24 protein-coding genes and 1 pseudogene are annotated in these 26036 nt (G+C 55.0%); 17 read left to right on the top strand and 8 right to left on the bottom strand.

The genetic code is table 11. The features are described 5' to 3' along the window. The 6 genes and pseudogenes from JFT80_RS11860 to JFT80_RS11830 form a co-directional block, all read left to right on the top strand. Positions 1-384 (top strand): DUF1833 family protein (locus tag JFT80_RS11860; RefSeq protein ID WP_201147992.1); only part of this gene is annotated, 384 nt, incomplete at its 5' end. 376 nt (positions 385-760) lie between these two features. Next, positions 761-3831: pseudogene (locus JFT80_RS11850) on the top strand (host specificity factor TipJ family phage tail protein). A 9-nt stretch (positions 3832-3840) separates the two neighbouring features. Beyond that, a complete protein-coding gene (locus JFT80_RS11845; RefSeq protein ID WP_201147991.1) occupies positions 3841-4299 on the top strand; it encodes a hypothetical protein in 459 nt (152 codons plus the stop codon). 114 nt (positions 4300-4413) lie between these two features. Further along, entirely contained in the window at positions 4414-6354 is a 1941-nt protein-coding gene (locus JFT80_RS24180; RefSeq protein ID WP_242482899.1) for an SGNH/GDSL hydrolase family protein, read from the top strand. Positions 6355-6366: 12 nt separating this feature from the next. Next, on the top strand, positions 6367-6984 hold the full coding sequence (locus tag JFT80_RS11835; RefSeq protein WP_201147990.1) for a hypothetical protein: 618 nt from the start codon (positions 6367-6369) through the stop codon (positions 6982-6984). A 156-nt stretch (positions 6985-7140) separates the two neighbouring features. Next, positions 7141-7566: a cell wall hydrolase gene (locus JFT80_RS11830; protein WP_201147989.1), complete on the top strand. Its 426-nt coding sequence runs from the start codon at positions 7141-7143 to the stop codon at positions 7564-7566. An 18-nt stretch (positions 7567-7584) separates the two neighbouring features. Here the strand turns inward: JFT80_RS11830 and JFT80_RS11825 are convergent, their stop codons facing one another. From JFT80_RS11825 to JFT80_RS24175, 3 genes are read right to left on the bottom strand one after another with little or no spacing between them, the layout of a single operon-like run. After that, entirely contained in the window at positions 7585-8436 is an 852-nt protein-coding gene (locus tag JFT80_RS11825) for an HNH endonuclease (RefSeq protein WP_201147988.1), read from the bottom strand. 59 nt (positions 8437-8495) lie between these two features. After that, positions 8496-9179 carry an SOS response-associated peptidase family protein gene (locus tag JFT80_RS11820; RefSeq protein ID WP_201147987.1) on the bottom strand — a complete coding sequence of 228 codons (684 nt, stop codon included), beginning with the start codon at positions 9177-9179 and terminating at the stop codon, positions 8496-8498. Between the two features lie 2 nt (positions 9180-9181). Beyond that, on the bottom strand, positions 9182-9661 hold the full coding sequence (locus JFT80_RS24175) for a hypothetical protein (RefSeq protein ID WP_242482898.1): 480 nt from the start codon (positions 9659-9661) through the stop codon (positions 9182-9184). 774 nt (positions 9662-10435) lie between these two features. Here JFT80_RS24175 and JFT80_RS11810 point away from each other — a divergent pair. The 8 genes from JFT80_RS11810 (at position 10436) to JFT80_RS11785 (ending at position 17724) form a co-directional block, all read left to right on the top strand. Beyond that, a complete protein-coding gene (locus tag JFT80_RS11810; RefSeq protein WP_201147986.1) occupies positions 10436-13375 on the top strand; it encodes a DEAD/DEAH box helicase in 2940 nt (979 codons plus the stop codon). Between the two features lie 117 nt (positions 13376-13492). After that, on the top strand, positions 13493-14617 hold the full coding sequence (locus JFT80_RS11805) for a DUF4062 domain-containing protein (protein WP_201147985.1): 1125 nt from the start codon (positions 13493-13495) through the stop codon (positions 14615-14617). A gap of 5 nt (positions 14618-14622) precedes the next feature. Then, positions 14623-15168, top strand: a complete 546-nt coding sequence (locus tag JFT80_RS24170; protein WP_242482897.1) for a hypothetical protein — start codon at positions 14623-14625, stop codon at positions 15166-15168. Continuing rightward, entirely contained in the window at positions 15165-15365 is a 201-nt protein-coding gene (locus tag JFT80_RS24850; RefSeq protein ID WP_307833076.1) for a hypothetical protein, read from the top strand. Before JFT80_RS24170 ends, JFT80_RS24850 begins: the two co-directional genes overlap by 4 nt. Then, positions 15344-15973 (top strand): hypothetical protein, encoded by a 630-nt coding sequence (locus tag JFT80_RS24165; RefSeq protein ID WP_274610187.1) that lies wholly within the window; start codon positions 15344-15346, stop codon positions 15971-15973. Before JFT80_RS24850 ends, JFT80_RS24165 begins: the two co-directional genes overlap by 22 nt. Further along, positions 15961-16872 carry a hypothetical protein gene (locus JFT80_RS24160; RefSeq protein WP_242482896.1) on the top strand — a complete coding sequence of 304 codons (912 nt, stop codon included), beginning with the start codon at positions 15961-15963 and terminating at the stop codon, positions 16870-16872. The genes JFT80_RS24165 and JFT80_RS24160 overlap by 13 nt, the downstream gene beginning before the upstream one ends. Continuing rightward, positions 16872-17375, top strand: a complete 504-nt coding sequence (locus JFT80_RS24845; protein WP_201147983.1) for an RES family NAD+ phosphorylase — start codon at positions 16872-16874, stop codon at positions 17373-17375. Before JFT80_RS24160 ends, JFT80_RS24845 begins: the two co-directional genes overlap by 1 nt. Further along, positions 17293-17724 carry an RES family NAD+ phosphorylase gene (locus JFT80_RS11785; protein ID WP_201147982.1) on the top strand — a complete coding sequence of 144 codons (432 nt, stop codon included), beginning with the start codon at positions 17293-17295 and terminating at the stop codon, positions 17722-17724. The genes JFT80_RS24845 and JFT80_RS11785 overlap by 83 nt, the downstream gene beginning before the upstream one ends. A gap of 270 nt (positions 17725-17994) precedes the next feature. Here JFT80_RS11785 and JFT80_RS11780 read toward each other — a convergent pair whose 3' ends face one another. From JFT80_RS11780 to JFT80_RS11765, 5 genes are all read right to left on the bottom strand, one after another. After that, positions 17995-18468: a DUF6602 domain-containing protein gene (locus JFT80_RS11780; RefSeq protein WP_201147981.1), complete on the bottom strand. Its 474-nt coding sequence runs from the start codon at positions 18466-18468 to the stop codon at positions 17995-17997. Between the two features lie 46 nt (positions 18469-18514). Beyond that, entirely contained in the window at positions 18515-18985 is a 471-nt protein-coding gene (locus JFT80_RS24155; RefSeq protein ID WP_307833077.1) for an AAA family ATPase, read from the bottom strand. Positions 18986-19214: 229 nt separating this feature from the next. Further along, entirely contained in the window at positions 19215-19451 is a 237-nt protein-coding gene (locus JFT80_RS24150) for a hypothetical protein (protein WP_242482894.1), read from the bottom strand. Continuing rightward, the gene (locus JFT80_RS11770; RefSeq protein ID WP_201147980.1) at positions 19451-19966 is read right to left on the bottom strand and encodes a hypothetical protein; all 516 of its coding nucleotides are present in this window, start codon (positions 19964-19966) and stop codon (positions 19451-19453) included. The genes JFT80_RS24150 and JFT80_RS11770 overlap by 1 nt, the downstream gene beginning before the upstream one ends. A 9-nt stretch (positions 19967-19975) precedes the next feature. Then, positions 19976-20941 carry a CBASS oligonucleotide cyclase gene (locus JFT80_RS11765; RefSeq protein WP_201147979.1) on the bottom strand — a complete coding sequence of 322 codons (966 nt, stop codon included), beginning with the start codon at positions 20939-20941 and terminating at the stop codon, positions 19976-19978. Between the two features lie 195 nt (positions 20942-21136). Here JFT80_RS11765 and JFT80_RS25130 point away from each other — a divergent pair, with 195 nt between their 5' ends. The 3 genes from JFT80_RS25130 to JFT80_RS11750 all read left to right on the top strand — a co-directional run bounded on the left by JFT80_RS25130 (position 21137) and on the right by JFT80_RS11750 (position 25960). Further along, positions 21137-21460 carry a helix-turn-helix domain-containing protein gene (locus JFT80_RS25130; RefSeq protein ID WP_063341190.1) on the top strand — a complete coding sequence of 108 codons (324 nt, stop codon included), beginning with the start codon at positions 21137-21139 and terminating at the stop codon, positions 21458-21460. Between the two features lie 16 nt (positions 21461-21476). Continuing rightward, positions 21477-22148 carry an ImmA/IrrE family metallo-endopeptidase gene (locus JFT80_RS11755; protein WP_242482893.1) on the top strand — a complete coding sequence of 224 codons (672 nt, stop codon included), beginning with the start codon at positions 21477-21479 and terminating at the stop codon, positions 22146-22148. Between the two features lie 1220 nt (positions 22149-23368). Next, the gene (locus JFT80_RS11750) at positions 23369-25960 is read left to right on the top strand and encodes a hypothetical protein (protein ID WP_201147978.1); all 2592 of its coding nucleotides are present in this window, start codon (positions 23369-23371) and stop codon (positions 25958-25960) included. Positions 25961-26036 lie beyond the last annotated feature (76 nt).

Below are 26036 nucleotides of genomic sequence, written 5' to 3'. Positions count from 1 at the left end.
TGTGCTGGTTATGACGACTACATCTTGGGAACCGAGGATGGTCGGACGCCACTGTTCACCGCCATGGGGTTTGAAGAGGCGCTGCCGTCGCGAGACAACAGCGCATTCCAAAACCTGCTGATCGGCTTGGACAACACGAACGGTCTGGTCCAGCAGAAGCTGGAAGAGGCCCGGGCAGCCGAGGCGCGAGTCACGATCGCCTATCGCCGGTATTTGGAAAGCGACCTGAGCTATCCGCAAGAGCGGATGCACCTGTCGCTGCTCAATCGGCAGTACGAAGGCGATACCGCAACGCTCACCTGCGGACTGTTCGACCTGCTGGGCACCGAGTACCCGCGCCGCAAACTGACCGCTGCCATCGCCCCGGGAATCATCTTCATATGACCGACCTCGCCAAGTACATGCGGGCTCCCTACGTGGACGAGGCGCGGGGCCCTTTGGCGTTCGATTGCTGGGGCTCTGCCGCGCGATACGCGCCGAGGTGTTCGGCTTCGCGATGCTCCCAAGCCTTGGAGGTGTCGGGCGCAATCGTCTGCGCAGCAACACCAAGGCTTATCAGGAGTTGAGCAGGGGCATGGAAGAGTGCCAGCCAGAGCCTGGGGCAATCGCCGCAGTTTTCCGTAGCTCCCAGCTTGCCCACGTCGGCGTAGTGGTCGAGGTCGAAGGCCGGCTAAAGGTCATCGACACCAACCCTGGCGGCGTGCGGGTTCGCACAGTGCGCGACTTCGGAGTCCGATTATCCGAGAGTGGTGTATTACAAATGATCGAATTTTACCCGAACAAGATCGCCGACTCGGCGCCGATCGCGACCTTCAAGACCAATCGCCGCATGTCCCTGGAAGAGTGGCTGAAGTCGCAGGCACCAGGGTACGAGCGCCGGGAAAGCGCGCCGATCAGCATTGAGCTCAACGGCGAGATCATCGAGCCGCACCTGTGGCACAAGGTCAAGTTCAAGCCTGCCGACCATGTGCAGATCTGGCGCGAGCCGAAAGGCACTGACCCGTTCTCGATGGCGATCGCTCTGTTCAAGGGCGTGCAAGCCGTTGGCAAGTGGCTCATGCCCAAGATGCCAGGCATGCCATCGACGGCCGGCACCCAGCAGGGCGACCCGCTCCGGGAAGCCAGCGCCCGAGGCAACAAGGTCAAGCTGGGCGAGACCATTCGGCACGTTGTCGGCAAGCAGAAGGTGTTCCCCTCCTGCTTGAGCGAACCGCGCACTTGGTTCGCCGCTCCTCGCGAGCAGTGGGTGGAAATGCTGCTCTACATCTCCGAGGGCGATGTGGACGTTCCGATCAACACCATCAAGGTGGGCGACACGCCGCTGATCTCCCTGGGTGCCGACGCACAAGTGACGGTCTACGCACCAGGTGCAAGCGTGCTTGGCGATACCGCCCTCAATGCTCTGGTACAACGTCGGCGAAGTCGGGGCCAGCTCCAGCGGTTCGGCAGGTCTCGAAATGACCGAGTCGAAAAGCATTGCGCCATCGTCCACGGCGTCTGCCTACCAGTTCAACGGCGACTCGATGCGATCCCCGCCGGCGCCGGGACATTTCCGGATGACTGGGAAAGCGGTTTGGTGATTCGCGTCCAGGCACCCTACAACTACACCGTCGTGGATGGCGGGGCAGGGCGGGACATCGTGCAAGGCCCGCTTGAGATGCTTAACCCAACACCGGGCATGCTGATCGAGGTAGCCGGGGCGAATGCAGGCAACTACGTCGTCAACAGCTACACGCCGTATGCGCCGGCGGTTCCGCCTACATCGGGTACCGCGTCGACCATCCTCGGATCGAGCATCCCGGCGCGCTACGACTTCAACGTCACGCCGCTGTCGGTCACTGTGACGCTGGGCGGCACGCCGTACGCGGTCAACCTGACCACGGCAACCACGAACCTTGCCGGCTTGGTGTCGGCATTCAACACCGCCAAGGGCTCTGCTCCGTTCATTGCCAGCGCTTCATCTGGGCGTCTGCTTATCACGCAGTTCGGCACCTTCGGCGGCGAAACGATGGTGGCCACCGGCGGCGCAGATATCCTCGGCAGCAGCCCGACCAACACCACAGGCACACCGGCCAGCACCGGGACGGCTGAAGTTCCGGCCCAAATGACCCTGGACTACGACGGCGGCACACCAGTTGTCGGCCTGGCCCTGGGCTCTGGGTTGGCAACCATCGGGCCGCGCGGCCTGCGCTACCGGATCACCGCCTTCAGCTCCACGGTGATGGTGGTGGATCGTCTGACTTCGGCAGGGCCGGTTGATGCTGGGTGGCCTGGCTTCAACCTGATGGAGACAGTAAACGGGGTTATCACTCTTGACCCGTCAAGTCTTGAGGGAAGCTATCGAGGTCCCATCACCTGCAGCCCAGATGGGGAGTTGGTCTCACGCCTTGAGTGGACCGTATTTCATCCAAATGGATTGTATGGCGCCGGCAGGGAAGGCCAGATTTATGAGGTCCGCTCATTCCATACCTTCGAATTTCGTGATGCAGACGTGGCCGGACCATGGACCGTGATCGAGAAAGAACACGCAGGAAGCAGTCGCGATCCTCAGGGATTTACCTATTGGACAGATCTGCCATACCCGATGGCGAACCCAGAGGCACGCGTCAAAAACGATTCGTCAGCCAGCCAGGCCGCATCGACAGTGAGAAGCAGGACGACATCAATTGGTACAACGTTCGCGCGCTGCGTCTGGTTAGGCCTGCAAGTTACCCAGGCATGACTGTTATGTCGGTCAAGGTTCGCGGCGGTGATCGTCTTTCCGCTCAATCGGAGAGCCAGATAAGCGTCGAAGCTACTCGAAAACTGCCACTCAGGTACGCCGGGACCTGGCTGCCGCCAGAGCCTACACGCGAGATCGTGCCGTGGTGCCTGAATATCCTGAAGGCTTTGGGCTACGAGGATTCGGACATTGATCTGGCGGAGTGGGATCGTCTGCACGGTGTTTTCTACGGAGCCGGCCAGACCTATGACCGAACGATCGACGCCGGTAGCACGGCGAAGGATCAGTTGAACGACGCGCTGGCCTGCGGCTGGGCTGAACTGACCATCAATAACGGCCTCGTCAGCCTGGTGCGAGACGAGCCTCGGGCAGCCTTCGATCGCGAGTACGGCCCGAAGACTCAGACCTACTCGCCGCAGAACATGACCGAGAAGCCGCTGACCATCAACGGACCTCACTCCTCGGCCAACGACTTCGACGGCGTTGATGTCGAGTTCTACTCGAGCACCACCTGGGCATGGGAAACCGTGCAATGCCGGTGGCCTGGCGATGCCGGGCAGAAGGTCGAGAAGCTCAAGCTCCCAGGAGTCGGCAGCAGGAATCAGGCCTACCGGTTCGGCATGCGCCGTCGCGGTCACCAGAAATTCCGGCAGGACGTTTACAGCTGGGAAACGACGATGGCCGGTATGAACTCGGGCTACCTGAGCTTCTGCGCAGTGGCCGGCAATGCGCCGGGCACCTGCCAGAGTGCCCAGATCGAGGATGTCCAGCCTGTCACCGGTGGATTCGTCATCACCTCAACCGAGCCGCTCGACTGGTCCGCAGGTGGCGCGCACAAGATCGGCTTCAGCCGGCCAGACGGCACGCTTTCTGGGCCCTATCCAGCGACTCAGGTGGATGAGTACCAGGTGCTAATTGCTGATCTGGATTTCGATCCGGACACCAGCCATGACATCAACCTGCCGCAGATCCTGTTCGGGCCTAATGGCAAGTGGGCCTACCCGGTCCTGGTAACCAAATCTGATCCATCAAACGGAAACGTGGCCATGAAGGGGATGCCCTATGACGCCCGCGTCTACACATACGACAACGCCACTGCGCCCGCATAAGGATTGGCCATGATCGATTACCCGGAAGGCCTGCCGTATCCGCTGCGGGAGAACTACGGGCTTGAGCCTGTCAGTCCCATGACGCGCTCGAAGCTCGGCAACGGCAGGAGTGAGGCTCGGCGCAAGTTCAAGAACGTCCCAGTGCTCGTCAACGTAATCTGGGAACTTAGCGCAGAGCAGGCGCAGCTATTCGAAGCTTTCTTCGAATACACGCTGGTCTCCGGCGTGAAGAAGTTCGAATGCCCGCTGCTCACTCCCCTGGGGCTTGATAAGTACACCGCTGAGTTCGACGACATCTATAAAGGCGGCTACCTCACCAAGCTCAACCACTGGCGCTACACGGCGCAGCTCTGGCTTCTCAAGCGTCCGCTGATCGACAAGGATTGGCTGTATGCGCCTGAATTCGTGCTGTATTCGGACATTTTCGACAGGGCCATGACCCAGAAGTGGCCGAAGCACACGGGCTAATCAAGCCACACCACGTCTTACGAAATTCCACCGGCAGCTCGCCGGAACTTAAATCCCAGCGCTCACGACTCCGCGATCATGCGGTGGACATGGCGTGCCTGCGAGAAAATGCCCATGGCTTTCAACACCGGAAACGCCCCCGGATCCAAATCCCCGAAGGACTTGATCGATAACGCCGAGGACTTCGACCTTCTCATGACCACCGAGGCGGTATCTGTTCCAAACCGCCTGGGTGTTGCGCTCAGGTCGTGGAGAGGAATGGTGGCCGAGTTTGTGGCCGATCAGGTATCTCGAGCCAATACCTTTATTGCTACCCAGAATGCAAAGCAGTCGGAGTTTGATGCGACCCAGAACGCGAAGCAGGCGGCATTTGATGCTGCGCAGGTAGCACGGGAAAATGCGTACGCAACCAGGATTTCCTCGGGGATCTATCCCAATACAGCACTTGGTTTGGCGTCGACCGTTTTCGAGCAATACTTCAGCGTGCCGCCACCAGACAGCAATGACTACCTGATCCTTTACCAGAACAGTGCTGGTGTAGCAGCTGAGATTAAGCGCTATCCGAGCGCCGCGTTCGTTCAAGCGGTCAGCGACTCGTTCAACGCCGTTATACAAAAGCCGACGGCCCCCGGCGTACTGATATCGTCCACTGATGCGGCTGGTAATCCAACATGGCTCCAGGCCAATGATACCGATGGTGGACCCACCGCGTGGGCCGCTCAGATGCTAACCAAAAGCCTTGTCCCGTCGTTAGTGCCGCCCGCAGTGACCTCCTCCCTCACGGCCGGCGTTCTCGCCGAAGCTGGCATCAGCAAGCCCGTGGTGGCTGGCGCCTTGGTGGCAATTTCGGACATTGTGGGTAATCCTACATGGCTTCAAGCGCGAGACACTGATGGTGGTCCGACTGATTGGGCGCTCAGCTTGCTCAGTAGTCGGTTGGCATCCGGTACTGCACCCAAGACGGAATTTAACAACTCCGAAGCCTTGCGCGCCGTGCGTATGCGCCTGCGTCAGATCAGGGCCGCCGATGCCGGGGCGGTATTGAACATTGCTTTTATTGGTGACTCGTACACCGCTGGCCACATGTACTACTTGAATAAGCTCAACCTTGCGATGGCGCAGGACTTTGGCTTTGCCGGTCCCGGGTACATCGGCTTTAACCACGGCGCGGCCTTGGGCGATACGAACTTTCAGTACACAAGGTCGAGCACCACTTACTTCGGTGGCGCCTGGGCTGTCTCTGGCCTAGGTGCTGCCAGCCCCGACAACCGCACGATTACCTCTACCGCCCTTGGCGATTATGTGAGCGTCAACTCTATCGAATCGGCCGGCATCACCACTGCTATCTCGGAAGGCAAGCTGCTGTACCTGGGCAACGGAGCTACGCATACACTGCAATATCGTTGGGCTGATGCGGGCGCCTGGAACACCCTGACCTTGACGGGCACAGGCCCTCAGCAGATCGCCTTCCCGGTCTTGCCGGTAGGTACTGGGTGGAAGTTGCGCATTGAAGTGGTTTCCGGCGCTCCGACCCTATTCGGTATTTATCTGGCAAACAGCTTGCCGGGCGTCCGCTTCTCGAAAATGGCCGCCAGCGGTTCCACCTCGGGCAACTGGTACAGCACCGACCCAGCTTGGCAGACTCAATGGAAGGCTGCTGCTGCTCTTATCCCGGCTGATGCCTACATGATCATGCTGGGTGCAAATGACCAGGGCACCAGCGTTACACCAGCTCAATACCTTGCAAACATCCAAGGGTTGGTTGGAATGATCCGGGAAGTAGCCCCCGGCGCCGATATCCATCTGTGTATGCAGGCGGAGACGCCGCGAGTCAGCACTTACCCGATATCGGCCTACGGCACGCTGTTGCGCAACTGGGCCTATACACAAGGTATCCCTTGCTCAGATCTGCAATACACCTTCGGTCGCGACGTACCCGGATATGCCAGTACTGGCGCATTCCCGCTGATCGACACCGACAATCTTCACCCGATAATTACGAAGGGCGGCCGGTTAATTACCGAGTTCTTCTATCGTCTTCTTCGACTTTCCTGAGAGGTTTAAAAAATGACTTTGGTTTTCCGCGCCCCCGGCGTCCTATCCGCACCTCTTCCTGGCGCACCTGTAATTCCAAATCTTGAATACGGCGTTCTTTGGACGCTGGACGCGCAGGATCTGGCGCTGCCCAATGGTGCTTCTATCAGCAGCTGGGTTGCATCGGGCCCTGCTCCCGCTGTCGACCGTACCTTCAACTCTAAATACGCCGGCTGGAACTTTCCGACGTACTCGCTCGCAGGTGGTCCTGGCGGGAAACCGGCAGCCCTCTTTAACGGCACGCAGCAGATCGCCAACGACGTAGGGGTAACCCTCGAAAGCCAGCCGTTGAGCCTGGTCTTCGTCTGCAAGTCCGATACGTTCGCGTCCACCCAGTCGCGGATTCTCACGGCCGGCAACCAGATTATTGGTCCGGGAGCGACTGGCTACTACGCCAGTAATGCCGGTGAGTCCAGGCTGGAGAGCGGCGTAAGTGCCGCAGGCTGGTTGTTCTGGCCGTGGTGTTTAACGGCGCCAACTCCAAGATCAAGGCGGGGGCGGGCGCTATTGTCAAAGGCGCTACTGGCACTGCCCAGAACAACCGAAACACCCTTGGTGGTCAAGAGTCCGCCTTTAGCGGAGTCGGCCTGAGCGGTGGGATCGCGTATGCCCGCTGCTACAACCGCGCCTTGGCCGATGAGGATATAAACGCCATCGTTGCGCAGCTGAACGCTCGCTTCGGCTTGTAATCGCTGCCATGACAATCAGCCCGCCCCGAGCGGGTTTTTTTACGCCCGGAGAAAAGTAATGACCACAACCGACAAAGACCGCGACATCCTCGCCCGCACGCTCTGGGGAGAAGCTCGCGGCGAAAACCTGGCAGGCCAAATCGCCGTAGCCTGGACCATCCGAAACCGAGTGTTCGACGGGAAGGCCAAGTCGTGGTGGGGCGAAGGCTACGCCGGCGTCTGCCTCAAGCCGTGGCAATTCAGCTGCTGGAACAAGAACGATCCGAACTACGCCTATTTGAGCGGAGCGAAGCCTATCCCGGCTGTGCAGTATGCCCAGGCGCTGAAGGCTGCTGATCAGGTCATGGCGGGAACCACGCCCGACCCAACTGGCGGCGCGACTCACTACTACGCGACGACCATGCCGAAGCAACCGACCTGGGCAAAGGAAGCCAAGCAGACGCTAAAGCTCGGCCACCACGTCTTTTTCAAGGATGTGCCATGAAAGTGCTTGCTCTATAGCCTATTCAAACTGGAACATTGGCGTATTGACAGCGCCATCAAATAGCAGAACCGTCTCGTCGCCTTCTCCTATAATCGAAATTGGCACCGCATTTATATAGTCCACGTCACCACATTTACAGAAGTTTATAGATTTTTCCGTGATTACAATGGCTGCATTACCTTCCGGCCAAAATCCCTGGACTCGAACCTGCCCAGGCTTTATTACTTCTAAATCAATAGCTATGATTCGACCATCGGCACCGTAACTCGGGTCACTGTTTCTCATGAGCATGAGAGCTGTTGCTGGCAAATAAAATTTATTAACGGGAACAGTTACGCGAAACCTGCCAGGCCTTTGCTCCAGAATTAAATCGTCGTCAATATTTATTCTGATGTTATTGTCTGTGACTTTTAGTACGGTTCGACCAAGTCGGTCAACTAGTGTCGCGCTTACTTTAAGCCATTCATCTTTTACAGAGTATTGAAGTTTATTCAGGCTTGGTAAGTCAAAGATTACCGTTTCTCTTTCTTTGGTTGCTTCGAGTGTGACGGTCCCTGCGCTGATCCTAGTTTTAGGAGAGGAAGATACAAAAATATGAGATTCGGCGTATCTTGCTTCTTTCGATATGCCCTTCCACTGATACAGTTGTTCATCCGTGATTTTCATTTTTCCAAAATGGCAAGCATCGTGGCAAGCGGGACACACTGCAATCATGTGTTTGTCGTCGTGAGTTTTGTAGACAGCCCACTGCTTGATATGATGAATTTCTAGGCGAGAGTTATCACATCCCGGGTTGGCGCATTTACCGCCAGCGTCATCCAGTATTTTTTCCCGTATTTTTCTAGGGATTCTTCGGGCGTTCTCTGCCATTGCCTTCTCCAAGAAGGATTAGTGATGTCTAGCACGGCTCCACTTTATCAAACCGAAGGTTATCGCAGTACTGGCCTTATCAGGTCTGGACCTTGATTGCGCACGTTACCGATCGCCCGGTCCACCCTGAACCACTCGAACGCCTCGGTAGGCTCACCCTGGAGCAGCACCATCTGCTCGGCGCGCTCCTTCGCCGTAGCCGGGTCCAGCCATTCGCGAGCAAGCTCAGGCGTGAGCGCCACCGGGCGCCGGTCGTGGATGTCCACCATGCCGCCCGCGCTGTCTGCAGTGATTATGACAAAGCCGTCGTGCTCACCTGGCTCATGCGTTGCGTTCGGGTATTGGCCGATTGCAGCGCAAAGGATCGGCGACTGATCGCGGTGGCGGATGAGGTAGGGCTGCTTCTTCGGACCACCCTCATCAACCCACTCGAACCAGTTGTCGATCGCGATGATTGCCCGGTGCGGCCAAATAGCGCGGAAGAACGGACCGTGCGCGACTTTCTCAACTCGGGCATTGATCGGCGCGGCGCGATCTTTCGCCCAGTGCGGCCGCCACCCCCATCGAACCATATCAGCGCGCAGAAACTCACCTTCCTGGTGGAAGAGGGCGAGCTGAGTAGACGGCGCTGCGTTGTAGCGTTCGAACGGCTGCTCACTGGTGTTGTTGATAAGCGGGTTCGGAAACGCGAGCGCCTCAACGAAGTCGTGAATGCCGCGATACTGGGTGAGTCTTCCGCACATGATCATCTCCTGTGATTCAGCTTGAGCGCCTCTAGCTCGCGAATGACGACTTCTCTCTGGTGAAGAATTTGATTCAGGCGCCGGATATCAGTCAACTGAACGGTGGTCTCCGATTCGAGGTTCGCGATCCAAGTCCGCTTTCTTTGGAGGTCGGCGGACAATTCATCGTTCATTGTGATGAGCCCAGTTATATTTTCCTTGGCTGCACGAAGCTCTAACTTCAGCGCCTCAATATCTTCCTCCAGCATGCCCGCGTAATGCTTCAGGGTTTGGAGCTCAGTAGGGCTTCCCAGCCAGTCGCTGGTGTCTTCGATGTCGTACGGGTCCACGGTGATGCCTTTTCGATACTGTTTGGATGTACAGTAATCGAGGATGGCGGATTGGGCGAGGGTGATGCGATGAGCTGCAGGTTTCGGGATTGTGTTCGGTCGGCAGGACGCCGAAGAAGGGGTGCGTGACTTTTGCGTGACTTTCTCACGCACTTGTAAGCACTTGTGGGCATTCGATTGCAGCGAGCGCCAGTAAAAACGGCTATTGCACAAGGACTTACAGCGGTACTGCGTGCATGGGGTGCTAGGGGTCGAGTGTTCGAATCACTCCGTCCCGACCATATTTTTCAATGACTTAGCCCAATCTGAAAAGGTTGGGCTTTTTCATGTCTAAAAAAATACTCCCACATTTACTCCCACGGATATCTTGGATCTCGGTAGATATGCCACTTTAGAGGCGTTCGACTCTCGTTTCCCGGGCGGCTCGTATCAGTGCAAGAGCCTGAAGGCGCGAAGTTGCTTGTTAAGGGGTTGCCGATTTGGAGAGTCTGCGAGGCAAGCTTCGGGCGAAGGCGATAAATAGTGCGGAGCCCTCTGTTGCTGGTTAGGTGGGTCGGGCATTCGCTCAGACTCCGCTAGAGTCATCGGATATCACATGGTGCCAGCGGCGGAGTTCGTATTTTTGGCGGCATGAACTTCCTGATGATGGAAAAAAACGAGTTATGCCCCATTTTTCCCCCATTCGCACCGGGTGTTGGGAGCGATCGCGAATGGCGATTTATGACAGAGACCAGGACGGATTCGGATGGCTTTGGGTGTACCTCCATCGCAGATTGGACTATTTGGCCTCGATATTCGGTTGATGAGGGCAGAGAGGGTGGCGGGTTTGAACGCTGCTTTTCAGGGTACACCTAAGAGGATGTTCACTGATAGCATGTGGCCACTGATTAATCAGCGCTGATTTTCACATTCAATTTGGTGAATGCAATGGCCGATGCTACAGGGAAGTACTTAGACGTCTATCAAAGCTGGCAGCAACACCTCTTCAATTTCAACTTGGCAGTCCGGGAAACCAATACGCCAGGCTTGCGTAAGCCTCAGCTTGCCGCCCTCTACGCTTCACTGGGCCACTTAGTGATGTCTCCGGCCACGACCGCAACGATCGTGATGCCAACGGGTACCGGCAAGACTGATACCATGTTGGGTTTGCTTATCGCAGGGCGGTTGGCAAGGACATTGGTGCTAGTCCCGTCAGATGCCTTGCGCTCCCAGCTTGTCGAAAAATGCCTCGGGCTGAAAAAACTTCGGGAGATCGGTGCTGTTTCTGCCACTGCACTTAACCCTGTGGTGAGAGCGATCGGCTCAGGAATGTCGGCTGAAGATGTACAACAACTTGCCGAGGCGAATGTAATTGTCGCTACCCCGCAAGCGTTGCAGCGATTCGACACAGAGGCCCTCCAAGCCTTGGCTGAGCTCTGCAGCCACCTGATCATCGATGAAACGCATCATGTGGCCGCCATGACGTGGGGCAGGGTGAAGACCGCGTTCAAAGAAAAGCCCTGCCTGCAGTTCACTGCTACGCCTTTCAGGGAAGACAACCAGCCTCTTGAAGGCAAAATTATCTACAACTACCCGTTGAAGGATGCACAGATCGATGGCTACTTCAAGTCGATCGAATTTCACCCAGTGCGCGAATACAACCTCGAGTTGGCTGACCAAGTGGTTGCTGATAAGGCGGTAGAGTTGTTGCGAGGCGATCGAGAGCAAGGCTTTAACCACCTACTGATGGTACGTGCACGATCGCAAAAACGTGCTGAAGCGCTGTTTGAACTCTACAAAAAGCATGAAGACCTCTCACCCATTCTCATCCACAGCAAGGTGCCGAATCGGGTCAAGCTGCTGGGTGAAATTGTCGAGAAGAAATACAAGATCATCGTCTGCGTGGACATGCTGGGCGAAGGCTTCGACCTGCCAGAGCTGAAAATCGCGGCTATTCACGATCAGCATCGCAGCCCGGCAGTCACGCTACAGTTCATCGGTCGGCTAACCCGGGTTGATGACACGCTAGGCGACGCCAAATTCGTCTCAAACATTGCCAACCAGAAAGTTGATTACCAGATGGCAGTGCTTTACAAGGAAAGTGCCGACTGGAGCGCTGTGATTCGAGACGTGAGCCAAGACAAGATCGCCCGCGAAATCGAAAAGGAGACGTTCACCGAACAGTTCCCGGATGATGCCGACTCCGAGGACATCTTCGGGTTGAACCCCAACCCCAAGATCAGTGCGGTCGCCTACCATGTGGAGCGCGACCAGTGGCGGCCAGAGAAGGCCAATCACTTCTCCCAGAAGAAAGAACCACTGCAGTTCCTTTCCATCAACGACGCTTCAGACACCATTATCATGGTCACGCGACGAGATACTCCGGTCGGATGGGCTCAGACCTCGACGATCGTGGACACCAACTGGATTTTGTACCTGGCTTACTACCATTCGCCCGACAAGACGCTCTTCATTCACTCCTCTGGTGATGAGTCGCAAGCGACGCGTTTTTTGAGTTTGATTGCAAAGGATGCCAGGCGAATCAACGGCGAGCCTACCTTCCGCACCCTGCACGACATCAAGCTCATGAAGCTACAGAACGTGGGGTTGTCCAGGACACGCAAGGATCTGAGATTCACGATGCACGTCGGGCGGGACATCAATACCGTCATCAGTGAAATCGAGAACGGCACGGCGAAAAAGTCCAACATCTTCGCAACGGGCTATGAAGATGGACAGCGCACTACCGTTGGCTGTTCTCACAAGGGGAAGATCTGGGAGATGAACTCTTCCAGCATCATTTACTGGATTGAGTGGTGCAAGCGCGCCTCGCAGAAACTCAATGACGCCACGATCAACCCCTCTGAAGTGCTCAAGGATGTGATTCGCTCGGAGAAGATCGAGGGGGCCTGGCCAACGGGACTCTTCTATTCTGATTGGCCTGAGTCCATTGCGATCGAAAACGAGCAGAAAATTTCGCTGGCGTTCAATGGTGAGATTTTCAACCTGCTTGATGTCGAGCTTGGGAAACCTCAGCGGACTGACGATCTGACACTAGAAGTGCCCGTCATCGCCATAGCAGCAGATGGCACGGAGCGTCAGCTGCCTGACATCACAGTACGGTTGCTGAAGGATAGCTACAAATTCTCCTGCCTTGAGGTCAAGATCATTTTTGCCGAAGAGAGCTCGTTCGAACAGTACCTGGATGCGAATCCTTTGGTGCTGCTAGCTGTGGACGGTTCGATGGTCGAGGGCAATTATCGGTTTTACACACCCAATAGCTTGGGCTTGAAGCTTCCGATAGCGCTGATTGAGGCTTGGGACTGGGGGACCACCCAGATCCACAGCGAGTCCATGAGGGCAACTCGTAACATGGACACCGTCCAAGGGTTCACCTACAGCCGAATCGAGGACGACTATGCATTCATTTTCAACGATGATGGCGCAGGTGAGATTGCGGATTTGGTGGCAATCAAAGAGAGCAAGGACGCAATCTTTGTCGACCTTTACCACTGCAAGTATTGCCCCCAAAAAGATGGCGAGGCTCGACCTGGCGCTCGTGTGAACGATGTCTACGAGGTCTGCGGCCAGGCATCACGATCGGTGAAGTGGCTGCACACCGAGGAAAAATTCTTCAATCGATTGATGGGTCGGTACCAGCAATCGCTGCCGAAAGGATTCGACAGAATCCTCAAGGGTGACCCAATAGATTTGGAGCTGCTTCGCAACAAGTGCCACGACCACGAGATGATTTTCAGATTCGTGATCGTACAGCCTGCCATTTCAGCGGCGAAAATCTCCGCTGATCAGCTTGCTGTCCTCGGCACCAGTTACTCCTACATTAAGAACGTATCTGGTTCAGATGTCCGGGTCGTAACCAGTGCATAACAGAAAGGGGGCACCGTATTGCCTCCGGCTTCTTGGCCAGGTGAATCTGGAGATAGGGCGGGAAGGTATTCATTGATCAAAGAATTTTGAGGCCTCGGAAGTGGGGCAGGAGCAAGGATGGCCCAGTCAAAGAGAATCAAAGTAATGCTGTCCAGTCGTTGTAACGATCGCTTTCCCACGGACCGCGATCAAACGCTCAGCAGTATCCGAGAGCAACTCAAACGTGAGATAGAGGGCACGAAGCTATTTGGCAAACAGGTATTCGAAGTTTGGATTAACGAAGATGCACCTTCTGCGGACGGAATGCAGGACAGCTGGGATGCCTGTTTGCAAGCCGTGAGGGATTGCGATGTGCTACTGGTGCTGTCCAACGGCAATGCCGGCTGGGCCAGTGGTGACGGCGACATTGGTATTTGCCATGCAGAGTACATGGAGGGACTAGCCACTACTCGGGGGAAGGTGCGCTTCATCGCTATGCCAAATATCCCAGCAGGCGATGGCCAGGTAGCTGAGACAGCACGTAATCAGCGCTTCCAGGCCTTTATTGCACAACAGACACCCTTCAGGGGTGGAATGGTTTCAACTGTTGAGCAATTGCGTAGCCGCGTCCAGGAAGCGCTTCTCGATGCGTTGGTCGTTCTGACCCAGCGTGGTGTAACCGCTGCGGCTTCGATTCGTTTCGATATGGGCCAGGCGCTGGATTGGACACGGATGGACTTCCGTCAGCGCAAACGAGCGATGGAAGCGGTGTTACTGCAGGCGCTCAATGGTGGCAAAGTCCCTGCTAGCGAAGCGTTCGCCATTGTTCCAATTGCTGGAGTGAATGTCGTTGTGTTTGTCCATGCAATCCCGGCTGCGTTCACGGTTGCTGCTGCGCGTGAGCTGGTGGGTAAGCCTTTTCTGCGTGACCATGAGCATGCTGATCTGTTGAAAGGTGCAGAAGGACCGTTACATTTAATCGCCTGTCACCGTGGAGCGACAGAGACTCAGGCCACTGCGTTGTTAGGCTTTCCTGATGCTACGGTTGTCAGCGGTTCCTTCGGTATTTTTGTCGCTGATGATGTACAGAAAGTACAGTTTGCCTTCCTGGCCAACTGTCGCGATGCGTCGCAAACGCGCCATGCGCTCCAGCGTTTTAGGGAATGGTTGGATCAAACAGGTGAAGCGCAAATTCTGGCCAAGAGAGCCGCTTCACGCGCCAAGATTGTCAAAGTTATTGCCGCCGAACTTGAAGGGAGATAACAGGGATGTCAAAAGCACTTTTTACTGTGGGGCCCGTGTTGTCCTTCCGAGGCGTCAGCAAATCCGGGCAGTGGCAGGTGACCGCGTTAGTCGGAGTTGTAGCTGGCGCCGCATTTCCTGTTCTTTCTGTTGACGGCCAGGCTTGTCCGACGCCGAAGGTTTTGCTGGAGCGTCCGAAAGAAACCATCCTTCGTTACGACCTGAGCTGTGATCAGCAGGCGCAGGAGCGATTAGTAAAGTTTGGTGTAGGGCAGGAAGGGCCGCAATGGCAGTTCTCCATTCCCGGTCGAGACTATGCCCCAAGAATGGCCTACGTCTCTTGCAATGGCTTTTCGGACCCTAGTGGAATGCGCAAGTTGGTGCGCCCTGAAAACGCCGTATGGGCTGACCTGATCAGCAATCATGACAGTGACTTGCGTGCTGCAGGTTACGTGCTGGACAAGGAACAGCTTTGGCACGAAGGACGAATTCATGACAAGGGCTTGAAGCGGTTCCAATTGCTGCTGATGGGGGCGACCAAATTTACTTTGACTCGATTTGGGAGGATGTGAAGTCCCTCAAGAAATGGGTCGGACTGTCGCGCAAGGAGCAATTGGCGTTCAAGGTAAGCGCGGCGTTGGAGAAAGAGATCGAGTCCTACTATTTCGGGCTCTATGCCAATCGTTGGCTGCCAGATACGCGGCGTGACTGGGGCACCCCAAGCCGAATTTTGATGCAGCTGATGCGATGGCGAGAATCCCTACAGTGATGATGTGGGACGACCATGACATCTTCGACGGTTGGGGGTCCTATAGTCCGGCTATGCAGCACTGCGAGTTGTTCCAGGTGCTGATGCGTCATGCGCGCAAGGCTTTCTGGGTGTTTCAGCTGCAGCATGCCCTTGATGATTTGCCGCCATTGCAATTGCTCCAACGTGCAAACGTTTCCCCGCAGGACCCACAGTATGAGCCGGTGCAATGGAGTGCTCGATTAAATGGAGATCGATTGGCCTTGCCGCTCTTGGATGGTCAGCCGGGCTTTAGTTTCGGCTATCACTTGGGGCCGGTATCGTTGTTTGTTGCTGATCTGCGCACTGAGCGTTCACGTACCCAAGTACTGGGGGCCAATACCTGGACTGCTATGCAGGCTTGGCTCAACACGCTCCGTGACGGTAAGCCTGCTCATCCGGGAAGCAAATGTCAGCACTTAATCTTCATGTCCTCGGTTCCGGTCGCGCACCCCAAATTGTCGCTGGCTGAAGGGTTGCTCGATACGTTTGGGCAGGATCATGTGCTCGACAGTAATGCTGATGACCTTAAGGATCATTGGTCGCACGGGGATCACGAGGGGAGCGTAAGCGACTCTTGGAGTCGCTGACTCGTATTGCTGAGCAGAGAATGCTGCGGGTATCCATTGCTTCTGGGGACGTGCATGTCGCGGCCTGGGGCAGTTGCTACCGAAGGGATATTCCGCCAACGTCGAACTGGGCGCAGATTCAGCAATTTACTTCGTCAGGTGTGGTGCATCCGTCGTTGATTGGAGTGGCCGAACGGCTTTTTCTTCAATTGCTGAACCATACCGCCAGCAAGGTCCAATCCATCGATGTGCAGCACTGTGTCGAGATGATGTTGTTCCCCGGTTTTAATCGGTATGTGATGCCGGCTCGGAACTGGTTGGCGTTTGAGTTGGACATGGGGGCGAGACGGGATGCAAGCTGTGGGCGACTTGGCGTTGTGAAACTGAGGCCGGTTTTTCCAACCATCTGCAAGCGGTGCATCCGGCTCAGAAATAGTGGTTCTAGGATAGGTGCTTTCAAGGGGTATGATTTGAAAGGCAGCGTAGAAATTGTATGTGATGGCTGTGTGGGGGATATCTTTCTTCGGCAACGTATTCGTGATCAATGCGATATGGCCAAGTGTTCGGTCTGTGAGCGTGTGAGGCCCTGCATAGCCATTGAGGTTTTAGCGGATGATATTGCAGAGATTCTTTACAATTTCTACGGGACTGATCTGGTCATCAGAACTTGCGGTGCTGGGGATCTGGGACGCTACATTCGCGCCGGCAATCCCTTGGCGCTCATCGTCGCGGAAATGCTTGAGTGCGACGATAATGAAGGCTCCGTCACTGCTGCCATTGTCGAGTTGCTCACTGTTTGCTCTGACTATTACTTGAAACGAGGCGGTGAACCACGTTTTGAGGCCGATGCGCTGTACATGCGGCGCAGTATCCGACCGACAGAAGTCGAGGAAAATGGCAAGAATTCAAAAGTGGTGTGATGCACCGCAGCCGTTTCTTTAACGATCACGGTAAAGCGTTCCTCGATTGGTTGTTTAAAGGTATTCATCACCTCAAAGACGAAAACAGCCAGGAGGTGGTGCGATTGTTTGAAGTAGAAGATGGTTGGGAACTATATCGAGGGCGCTACTGCCCACCGTCATCGGATCCTAAAAACATTCTTGTCTCCCCGGAAACTGAACTAGCGGCACCTCCCAAGGAAAAGGCGCGCGCAGGACGAATGAATCCTGTTGGTGTGCCTGTGTTTTATGGCGCATTTGATCGCGACACGTGCATCGCCGAGCTGCGCCCCTCGGTGGGCGGTATGGTGCTAACGGGGGCGTTTCAGTTGTTACGGGATGCCCGGGTGCTCGATTTTGGTGTGTTGGAGAATATATTCGATTCTCAGCCTATGAGTTGTTTTGATCCGGCTTATCGAGCGAGTATGGAACGAAGGCAGTTTCTACGCACCTTGCACAGCAATCAGTTCGCCAGTCACGCCTGATCAAGAGCAGGAATATCTACTGACCCAAGTGATTGCAGAGTACCTTTCCACGCAGGTTGATCCGCCTATTGATGGGGTGATTTTTGCCTCTGTTCAGCACCAGGATGGGATCAACATTGCTCTGTTTTCACGTGTGCTCGCCAGCATTCCTTATCAGGAGAGAATCGAGGACGACCCCATCATCGGCAATGGGCCTTTCCCGTCTGGGCTCGTGTACATTCCCGATACACTGGAGGCTCACAAAATCGGCTGTGTTACCTTTGAGGTCGAGCCGCTAGTTATTAACGGCGACACCGTCATCAGAGATTGGCGTTACGAGCAAGACCCCTATGGTGAATGGGACTATTGAACACCTATTTGTTTATCACCGATGCATAGGCTGCCCAGTCAATTGCTGGGACCGTGCCCAGTGATTGGAGTCGAGAGAGCAGGCGGAATAAGAAGTAGATGAGTGCACCCTCGGACCCTACGACTTTCAAGCAGTCTCCGAAACTGTCGAACGCTCCATTCTCCAAGGCACACCCACAGTCCAACCGCTCCATTTCCTCTGTAGGAAGATGTTTTAGGAAGTGTTCTCCTAATCCATCCGTCCAGCTCGACTTGGGGGCGACGATGCCGGCTATAATTGGAAATAGCGGTTTCGGCTCATAGGTTCCCCTGCATGCGCGATGGGGACAGAGGTGCGATGCAGCTTACGTACTGAAGCAGCCTTGTTTCCTGCGTACTCAAAGTAGCTTTTATCGAAATGTGGCTTCGATTCAAAGACGGCATATACAGCTTCAACTGGGATATACCGGTGATTTTGCTGGTCAAGCAGGGTAGGGGTGAAGTGACGGTCGAAGATGACGATATCGATCTGATCACTTCGGTTGCCCAGGCTATCTATAACCAAGCCTGTTGCCACTTCGTAACGATTAGGTAGGTACGCCCGGAAGACATCGATCCAATGATCTTCGACCACCGTACCGTGGGTTCCGGCGTGTGAAATGGATTGAGCTGCACGCTTCAGCTTTAGCGCTAATTCCGCCTGAACGTCCACGAAGGAATCTTTCATCCACGCTGTGTCGGCGATGCGGTCTTTTTTGGTTGCCATATTTCCCTCACTTGCGATGCACTTCTCGAAAGTTGTCTTGTGGCGATTAGATGATGTGATCCTGAAATGCTGGTGTTGGGATCATCCGCTGCGCCACCAATATTGCCCGCTTCGCATCAACGGCCTGGGTTGGATAAGCTTCCAAGACTATGGACGGTATCAGGCGTTGAGTCAGATCAGAGAATGTGAAACCAGGGACATTGCCTTCTTGAGGTCCTGTCGCGATGACCAACGCTTCAATGGCTGTTCCTGATATACCCAGTGAATTGAGTCGGCTTGTCATGATGTGCCGACGTTGCTCGTCATTTGGACGACCAAAAGACAACACCTCGGCGGCGCGCCGCCGTACTGCCGGATCTAGGGCATTCAGGCGGTTGGTGCACATGATTACCGCCGCTGGAAGCTGGGCGTTTGCGATCCGGTCGATACCCCGAATGAAGGCATTCACGCCAGCGCGATCCTCATGGTGCATCTGAGCGCTCTCACGGGATTGAGCCAGCGCATCTGCTTCGTCCACAAGCAAAATGACCGCTCCGCGTGAACGGCCGTTTGATGACTTGAGCTTTTTGCCTCTTCGATGGTGTAGTCAAAGGCCGCCGAAAGGAGTTGGGTCATTTCACCGACTCGTCCTTGCCCCCTGGTAGAAAGGCTCAACGGAAACAGGGTGATCCCAATGTTTTCTTGCCGAGCAACCGCATCACCAATAGTTTCCGCAAGCTCGGTCTTCCCAGAACCAACGTCACCGGCTAGGACGACGAGGGAGGGCGGCGCAGTACGGTATCTAGCAGGGCCTCAGAGCCAGGGTGGAATTTCTTCGCCCAATCGGTGAGGCCCGACGAGTTGACTAGGAGGCCAAGGATTTTAGCCAGGCGCTGCTTCTGCTCATCCAGACCAATGAGCCTTGCCAGCCGCCCCTGCGGCTCAAAATCTGGATAGTTCACTCGGTACTCGAACAGTTCATCCAAGGTAGGTTTGGTACTCATTAGAAGCTCCTTACTGTCGAGCGATTGAGGGAACGGCCACCTGATGAGTAGGAGCGGTCGTCAACGAGATAGCCGCTAACACCAGGTGCAGAAGCCGTGCCGCGAGAGAATGGTCGCTCACTTTCCAGGGCGTCCCTTTCGCTTTGTGATGCGAGATTCCAAGCAGCGCTATAAGTCAGGTAACTGTAGAAACTAGCACCTGAAACATCCGCCCCTGGGCGAATGCGGCCAGGGGAATCATCGGTTCCTGTACCCGAAAGCTCGGATGCTGAGTAGTTGAGAGTGGGTTCGATCCAATTCTCTCCACGCTTGAATCCGAAGGTTACTGTGCCAAGAAAGCCCGACTTCAACAGCAGAGTCACTTCCTGTTCGTACTCAAGAATATGCTGACTGCTTGGCGCCCCATAAAGGCGCTGGAGTCGCATGAGATCCGCAGCGACCTTCGCTGCCATATGCTTGGCATGAGTTAGGGTAAATGTTTGGGTCTCCGCGACCGTATAGCTGTAAGACGACATATTGCTACCTCACACTTGGAAGGAAGACCCGAAAACCTTTTGCCAGTAACCGACGGTTAGCTGCTTGTTCGGCGCATAAAGGGCTGCATCGATTGCGTCACCAGCGTCCAGAGCTGCATCGATGATCGCGTCGACATTTTGCTGCGTGTAAAGGCGGGCGACGTTGTTCCCGGGGTTTACGGGATCAATGATCTGCACGGGATTCGTAAACACGCCGACCTTTGACGCCGGGTAGTTATCTTCGAAGAAGATTTTTTCCCGAAGCTCCGAGCGCGCGATGTACGTGAAGAAGGCCTGGAGGGCTTCGGGGTAATCAGAAAAGTCGACACCTTGGTCGCTGAGTTTCGCCAAGATCATTTCGATCATGAACGACTTAAAGCGGAAGCCGTCGCGCTCCTGTTTCATCAGGCGGGCCCAGAATTTCACAAGCCTCACGATTTGCGCGTAATGAGTGGGCTGAGCCTGTTTACGTGCTTTTGCGAAGGCCAGATGCAGTGGAATGCTGGTTTCCAGAAAGGAGCCGTCGTCTTGGCTGATCAGGTTGCCACGCCAATCGGGAAGGCCCGAGTACAAGACAGGAACAATATCGACGTCCAGACCCGTTCCACGAAAGGAAACGGTTACGGAATAGGTTTGTGGAACGACCTGGTCCCCACTGAAGTTCGGAAAAGCCTTACGCAGTTTGTCAGCCAAGTAATCGAGCAGCGCCTTGGTGTCATGTGGCGCGTCCGAGCCGCTGACATAGACCGCGACATCAATATCATTCAGGGAACGCAAAGCGGTGCCTTTTGCCAGGCTCCCGGAAACCATCATCCGCTTCAACGAGAAGTCGGGGTGATCGGAAAGATAACCTTCCAGCTTGTCCTGCAAACGTCCTGCCTGCTCTCGATATGCGCTAGCCTTGTCCTTGGGAAGATTCACCTTTTCTTCGGCGAATCGTACGATGTCTCGGTGGTCGACGTGCTCTCTGGACATAACTGCCCCCTATGGGAAGTGCATCAACTGAAGGCAGGACGACTACACCTAAACTGCGGGTTATCGGCTAGCCTGATAAAAAGTTCGGTACAGCGAACTTTTTGTAAACCTACTCCTTCTATCGCTGTTGTCAAACGCTTTGTTCGGAACCGTGGTACTATTTTTACCAATCACCATCAAAAGGGAGGCGCGATCGTGACAACTCGTCTCGGCGAAAAGCTTCGCGACCTGCGCAAGCAGCGTGGGCTGACCCTGGAGAAGCTGGCGGACATGGCAGGTCTGAGCAAAAGCTATCTTTGGGAACTCGAAAACCGTGAATCTCAGCGGCCATCTGCGGAAAAGTTAACGGCTCTCGCTGACGTTCTAGGCGTGGCGACACCGTATTTTTTTGAAGAGGATGTTCGCGCTCCGCAGGAACGGCATCTAGACGATGCGTTCTTTCGAGGCTACAAAAACCTCGAACCGGACGCAAAAGAGCAGCTTCGAAAGATATTGGAAACCTTCAAAAAGGGATCTTGATGAGCGACGAGCAGGTATGGACACCTCAGAAGGCGGCGAATCGCCTATCCAAAATCGTAGATTTTTTTGTGATAAGCACGGTGGGCACAGATTCCCCATCGATGTGCCGATGCTCGCGCTGGAGGCTGCCAACATTTTCGGCTGGCCCGACCCCATCACCGAGGTCACGCCTGTCGATATTAAGAGCTTCGACGGTGCACTGTTTCCGGACGATGAGCGTAAGAAATGGATGCTTCTGTTCAATAGTGCGATGGCATCACCAGGCCGGATCCGGTTCACACAAGCTCATGAGCTGGGTCACTACATTCTGCACCGTCACACCCGCGAGGGATTCCAGTGCAGTAATGACGACATGCTTGACTGGGAAGAGAAAACGATCGAGGCGCAAGCTGATCTGTTTTCCTCTTACCTACTTATGCCTTTGGACGATTTCCGAGCGCAAGTCACAACTGTTGTCGACCTTGAATTGCTCGGGCACTGTGCAGATCGATATGGTGTTTCGCTGACCGCAGCAGTGTTGAAATGGATTCAATACACCGAAGAAAATGCGGTCCTTGTCTTATCGCGCGACGGCTACATGCAGTGGGCGTTTTCGAGCCGCCAAGCAGCTCGTGCAGGTGCTTTTTTCGGACGCGAAAACAAGCTGTCCCCGTGCCTGCTGGCTCCCTTGCCGTCGCACCTGGAGTGAAGCATGAACGTCGAGGCATCGAACTGCCTGCAAAATTTGGTTTCCTCACGCTGATGTAGGAACTGCGGTTCGGGAGATGAAGGTGTCTTCAGACCAGTATGATTACGTCCTATCTCTACTCTATTTGCCGCGATCAGCTTCGGTATGGCGACCTTTTGAGGATTGAAAGACCGAGTCTTCCAACGATCATTCGTAGCTCATATCTCTCCAATGTCGTGGGACAATTTGACCATTGGCGTTCCCCATGTCTTTGGGCAGCAAATCGGTGACCGCTTGCGGGTATTTACCTGGTGTGACCCTGGCGACGCCCTCAGCGTTAAGCGCTACGGTCTTGCTTAGAAATTGGTCTACCCCGGTATGGTCACCAGCCACTCGTTAGTATGCATCGGCCGATCTTGGCAAGTTGATTGGAAGTTATCTTTAGGAACAGAGGTGGTTGGGGCTGCCGTTCGGTTTGAGGACGTCTCCCAATCGTGCTTGTTCGCGGACAATGCGCACCACCATAATGCAGGCTTAGCTACCGGACTGAACCCAATCGCATCGGATCCTGACTCGGAATGCATAACTTTTCGTCGAACTGGTGGCACCTTTCATCCATGCTGGACGGGTATGCTACGCACAGGCGTCGACCTGAGTGCTATGAGTACACGGACCACGTCCAGTCCAAGGCACTGGCCATCTTCTTTGCGCATGCCAAGTTGGCCACGCCCCCACTTGACCGAACTACAGTCGAAGCCTTACTAGATGGACGAATGACTTGGCCTCGTGCGGATAGTGAGCCGCCGCAGCCAGCAGTCCAAATCCAGCTAGCTTTGCTTGAAGAGCACGGCCTAGTGTCCTTCATCGCCGGCTGGTGCGTGGTTCACTGCCAGAGTGTACGGAACGTTGAGGTCGTAGATCCCAGCCTGAGGCCGCTTATACAGACCGTAGAATTTCTAAAAGCCATTCGGGATGGTAGCGACGGCTACTATCCACCCCACTTCACTTTGCCGGTTGGGGAGCTCGAAGCGCGGTTGCTGCCACTCGCCGGAATCTCCCCCATCGCCGAGCTGCTTCCGCAATTACGGGTTGAAGACGGGAACTTTGTTTCGACACCAGGCAATCAAAACTTCGACTCATTGGTCTGCACCTACTTATGGCAAGTGCTACGAGAAGTGCTAGCGCCAAGGCAGGCATTCGAGCACTGGTTGTGGTGCTTGCGGACGCACTGCAGATGGGCTATGCCGGTCATCTGGGAGCAATTGGGCAACGCGGAGCAGCGTGAGTTTGCTGATCAATTGGTGGCGCATCTAGCCGACGACGTCTCACTACATGGATCAATGACAACTTTGCTCAAGCAAGCTTGGAACGAGCACAGTTTTTCCAGTCTCATCACGCCAGTACAGATCACGATGCACGTCAGCATTGGTTCCGAAGAAATTGCCAAAGAGAAACAACATGAAGTGACTCCATGTGAGCGACTGACCTTGGCAACGTTGAATAATGCCTATCCTGTGTCCCCCGAAGATCACTCGGATGCCCTGCAGTTCGTATGCCTGGGACAGCGATTCAAACATTGGCGAACTGTTGATGGCTTTTATAGTTGGTTAATCGCGAGCTCCATCGAAGTCAGCGTGGGTATCGACGGCCAACAACTCTTTTCGTGGGGAATTGCCGAATCCCTACTGGATCTCGCTACGACGCGTCCTACCTTGAAATACTTGCTTTTCAATGCAGTGCCCGAGTACGACATTGCCGGCTACCTAGCGTTCCTACTGTCAAGGGCGGACACATGCGACATTGCCCTGTTCCATCTCGCACAGAAGCGCTTCAGCCAGGGAAACCAAGACAGTCCAGCGCTGGGTGGGTACCTCGACAAGGTTTTCCAGCACTTGGTCTGTGATGAATACCTTCGTGCGTTGGCAAAAATTCCTGACGTAGGCGAGCGCTTGCTCAACGCGATAGACTTTTTGGGTGATCGTTGTTACCTGCACACGAGTAAACTCTCACAAACCTTGGAGTATCAATTCCTTCTAGGACTGCTAGAACGCCTCCAGCCACAGCAGATCCGTCAACTCGGTCAGGCCTACGTCCGCCAACTTACGACTCACCGAAGCGCAGACGAGCTTCAGCAACCAGGCCACCATCAGTATCTACTGGGTTTCTGGTTGCTCGAGCATGTCCCCACAGCCAGCATTGATGCTTCAGATAACTTACTAGAAACCATCCAAATCGCATTACTGAGCTATTATCGAGCGGAATTCTCTGCAAACTTGGCTGGCCAGCAGCGAACGCTGCAGCCTAGCGAATTCTTCGCTGCTCTGCCCTGGCACAAGCTAATTGGCAGCGAGGGTGTGCGTCCGCTGCTCGCGTTTTCCGGTACCTGCAACAGGTGGTCGGAGCGGCTCTCTTACTCGCATAAGTACAATTTTGCCGTCGGAGCTGCCATCCGACAGTATCTACAAGTACTGCTGCAGGTGGGGCGCGCTCAGAAAGTCGACGGTTGGGAGCGTGTCAGGGAGCGGGTCGCTGAGATCGTACGCACCCTGGGATTTGGCCCCCGTGAGGAGGCTACATATCTGTTTGACAGTGCGTTTTACAGGGATGAGTACGATCTGTGGCGACACTTCTGTTCCTATGCCAACTCTTTCCCAGACTCCCTGTTCGAGGATCTGCTTGATCGCTGTGGGCCGCTCATACCGGTTGACCAGTTGTTCGTTCTCCTCGAGCACTGTTCGGCGATCGCTCGTGCGGAGCATGTGCAACGCATTATTGCTGCTCATGAACCGCAGGAAGCGGAAGACCTGGGACTTCAAGGAATCGAGCAGGCTTTTACCTCAGCCTGTAATTATGGCAATACCGCAATGGCCCTCAAGCTGATTACGTCTGCTAAGGCATTCTTGGCGCAAGAGCGCTTCGTCAGCACTCGCAACCCTCACATTCTGCGGGCCCGTAGAGTCTGGTTGACCTACGAATACAAATTCGAGCTATTAGAACTGCTGGAGACCTTAAAAGACGAACCTGAGCAGTTCGCCGAGGCCGCGCGTCACCACCCTGTACCTTTTGAGCAACATTCCAACCTCGATGAACAAGAGGAGCGCGCTCAGCGCCATGAATGTGAGGTGTTCAAGCGTTACATCACAGCTGCGGCTTTCTGCGACACCAAGCCGCAAAGGTGCGTCAGTATCATGGAGGCGCTCTATAAGGAGACGAAGCATGATATTCACAGCTTTCTGCTGTTTAAGAGCCGTCTGGCTGTCCATTATGGGGCGTCCGACACCTCCCAGATTCGATACGCGTTAGCGCAATTCATGGCAAGTCTCGGAGACACCGAGCCCGACCTCATGCCGGCACCTTGGGTCGCGACGATCTTGGAAGGTTATCGTCAGCTCCGACAAGCTCAGGACATCGATGTTTTCTGGTCAAAGCTCAGTACTGAGCAGCAGGTACAGGCGGAAATTCTAGGGCCCTATTGCATGGCGCTTATTGAGCGGAACGAGCCGCTGATCGCCCAGCAGATCTTCAACCGCTACTGCGAACTGAATCCACAGATTCCGGAAGGCTTGGGGCTAAACGACCTGATTAATCAACTCGTTGAAGCATCACCGGCCGATCGCTCCCTTTCGCAGCTAATCCAAATTGTGAACGAAGACTCGCAGCGCACTGACCTTCAACTGACCAAGCACTACACACAGATCGTCTCTAAGGATTTCAAGGATTACGTGGCTATCGTCGGCCAAGGGTTACTTCCGCACGAGTTCCTGCAGAGGGCCATGTTGGAGGTAGCACAGGAGCTGGTGTTTCGCAAAAGAACCTGCAACTCCACTCCGTAGAATCGAACGAAACTGCCAGCTTCCGAATCACCAAGGAAGACCTGATTAACGACTGGTTTACCTCGCTATTCAACAA

It is taken from the genome of Pseudomonas sp. TH10, from assembly GCF_016651255.1.
Lineage (GTDB): Bacteria > Pseudomonadota > Gammaproteobacteria > Pseudomonadales > Pseudomonadaceae > Aquipseudomonas.
The sequence above is the reverse complement of the archived record's forward strand: the minus strand, read 5'-3'. Positions and strand labels throughout refer to the sequence as shown.

Excerpts from the sequence above, each read along its gene's own strand:
- JFT80_RS11765 (WP_201147979.1), bottom strand. The coding sequence starts at position 20,941 with ATGTCCAGAGAGCACGTCGACCACCGAGACATCGTACGATTCGCCGAA.
- JFT80_RS11830 (WP_201147989.1), top strand. The coding sequence starts at position 7,141 with ATGACCACAACCGACAAAGACCGCGACATCCTCGCCCGCACGCTCTGG.
- JFT80_RS24180 (WP_242482899.1), top strand. The coding sequence starts at position 4,414 with ATGGCTTTCAACACCGGAAACGCCCCCGGATCCAAATCCCCGAAGGAC.
- JFT80_RS11820 (WP_201147987.1), bottom strand. The coding sequence starts at position 9,179 with ATGTGCGGAAGACTCACCCAGTATCGCGGCATTCACGACTTCGTTGAG.
- JFT80_RS11825 (WP_201147988.1), bottom strand. The coding sequence starts at position 8,436 with ATGGCAGAGAACGCCCGAAGAATCCCTAGAAAAATACGGGAAAAAATA.
- JFT80_RS11770 (WP_201147980.1), bottom strand. The coding sequence starts at position 19,966 with ATGTCGTCTTACAGCTATACGGTCGCGGAGACCCAAACATTTACCCTA.
- JFT80_RS24170 (WP_242482897.1), top strand. The coding sequence starts at position 14,623 with ATGTCAAAAGCACTTTTTACTGTGGGGCCCGTGTTGTCCTTCCGAGGC.
- JFT80_RS11845 (WP_201147991.1), top strand. The coding sequence starts at position 3,841 with ATGATCGATTACCCGGAAGGCCTGCCGTATCCGCTGCGGGAGAACTAC.
- JFT80_RS24150 (WP_242482894.1), bottom strand. The coding sequence starts at position 19,451 with ATGAGTACCAAACCTACCTTGGATGAACTGTTCGAGTACCGAGTGAAC.
- JFT80_RS11755 (WP_242482893.1), top strand. The coding sequence starts at position 21,477 with ATGGACACCTCAGAAGGCGGCGAATCGCCTATCCAAAATCGTAGATTT.
- JFT80_RS24165 (WP_274610187.1), top strand. The coding sequence starts at position 15,344 with ATGGCGAGAATCCCTACAGTGATGATGTGGGACGACCATGACATCTTC.
- JFT80_RS11780 (WP_201147981.1), bottom strand. The coding sequence starts at position 18,468 with ATGGCAACCAAAAAAGACCGCATCGCCGACACAGCGTGGATGAAAGAT.
- JFT80_RS24845 (WP_201147983.1), top strand. The coding sequence starts at position 16,872 with ATGCACCGCAGCCGTTTCTTTAACGATCACGGTAAAGCGTTCCTCGAT.
- JFT80_RS11750 (WP_201147978.1), top strand. The coding sequence starts at position 23,369 with ATGCCGGTCATCTGGGAGCAATTGGGCAACGCGGAGCAGCGTGAGTTT.
- JFT80_RS11805 (WP_201147985.1), top strand. The coding sequence starts at position 13,493 with ATGGCCCAGTCAAAGAGAATCAAAGTAATGCTGTCCAGTCGTTGTAAC.
- JFT80_RS11810 (WP_201147986.1), top strand. The coding sequence starts at position 10,436 with ATGGCCGATGCTACAGGGAAGTACTTAGACGTCTATCAAAGCTGGCAG.
- JFT80_RS11835 (WP_201147990.1), top strand. The coding sequence starts at position 6,367 with ATGACTTTGGTTTTCCGCGCCCCCGGCGTCCTATCCGCACCTCTTCCT.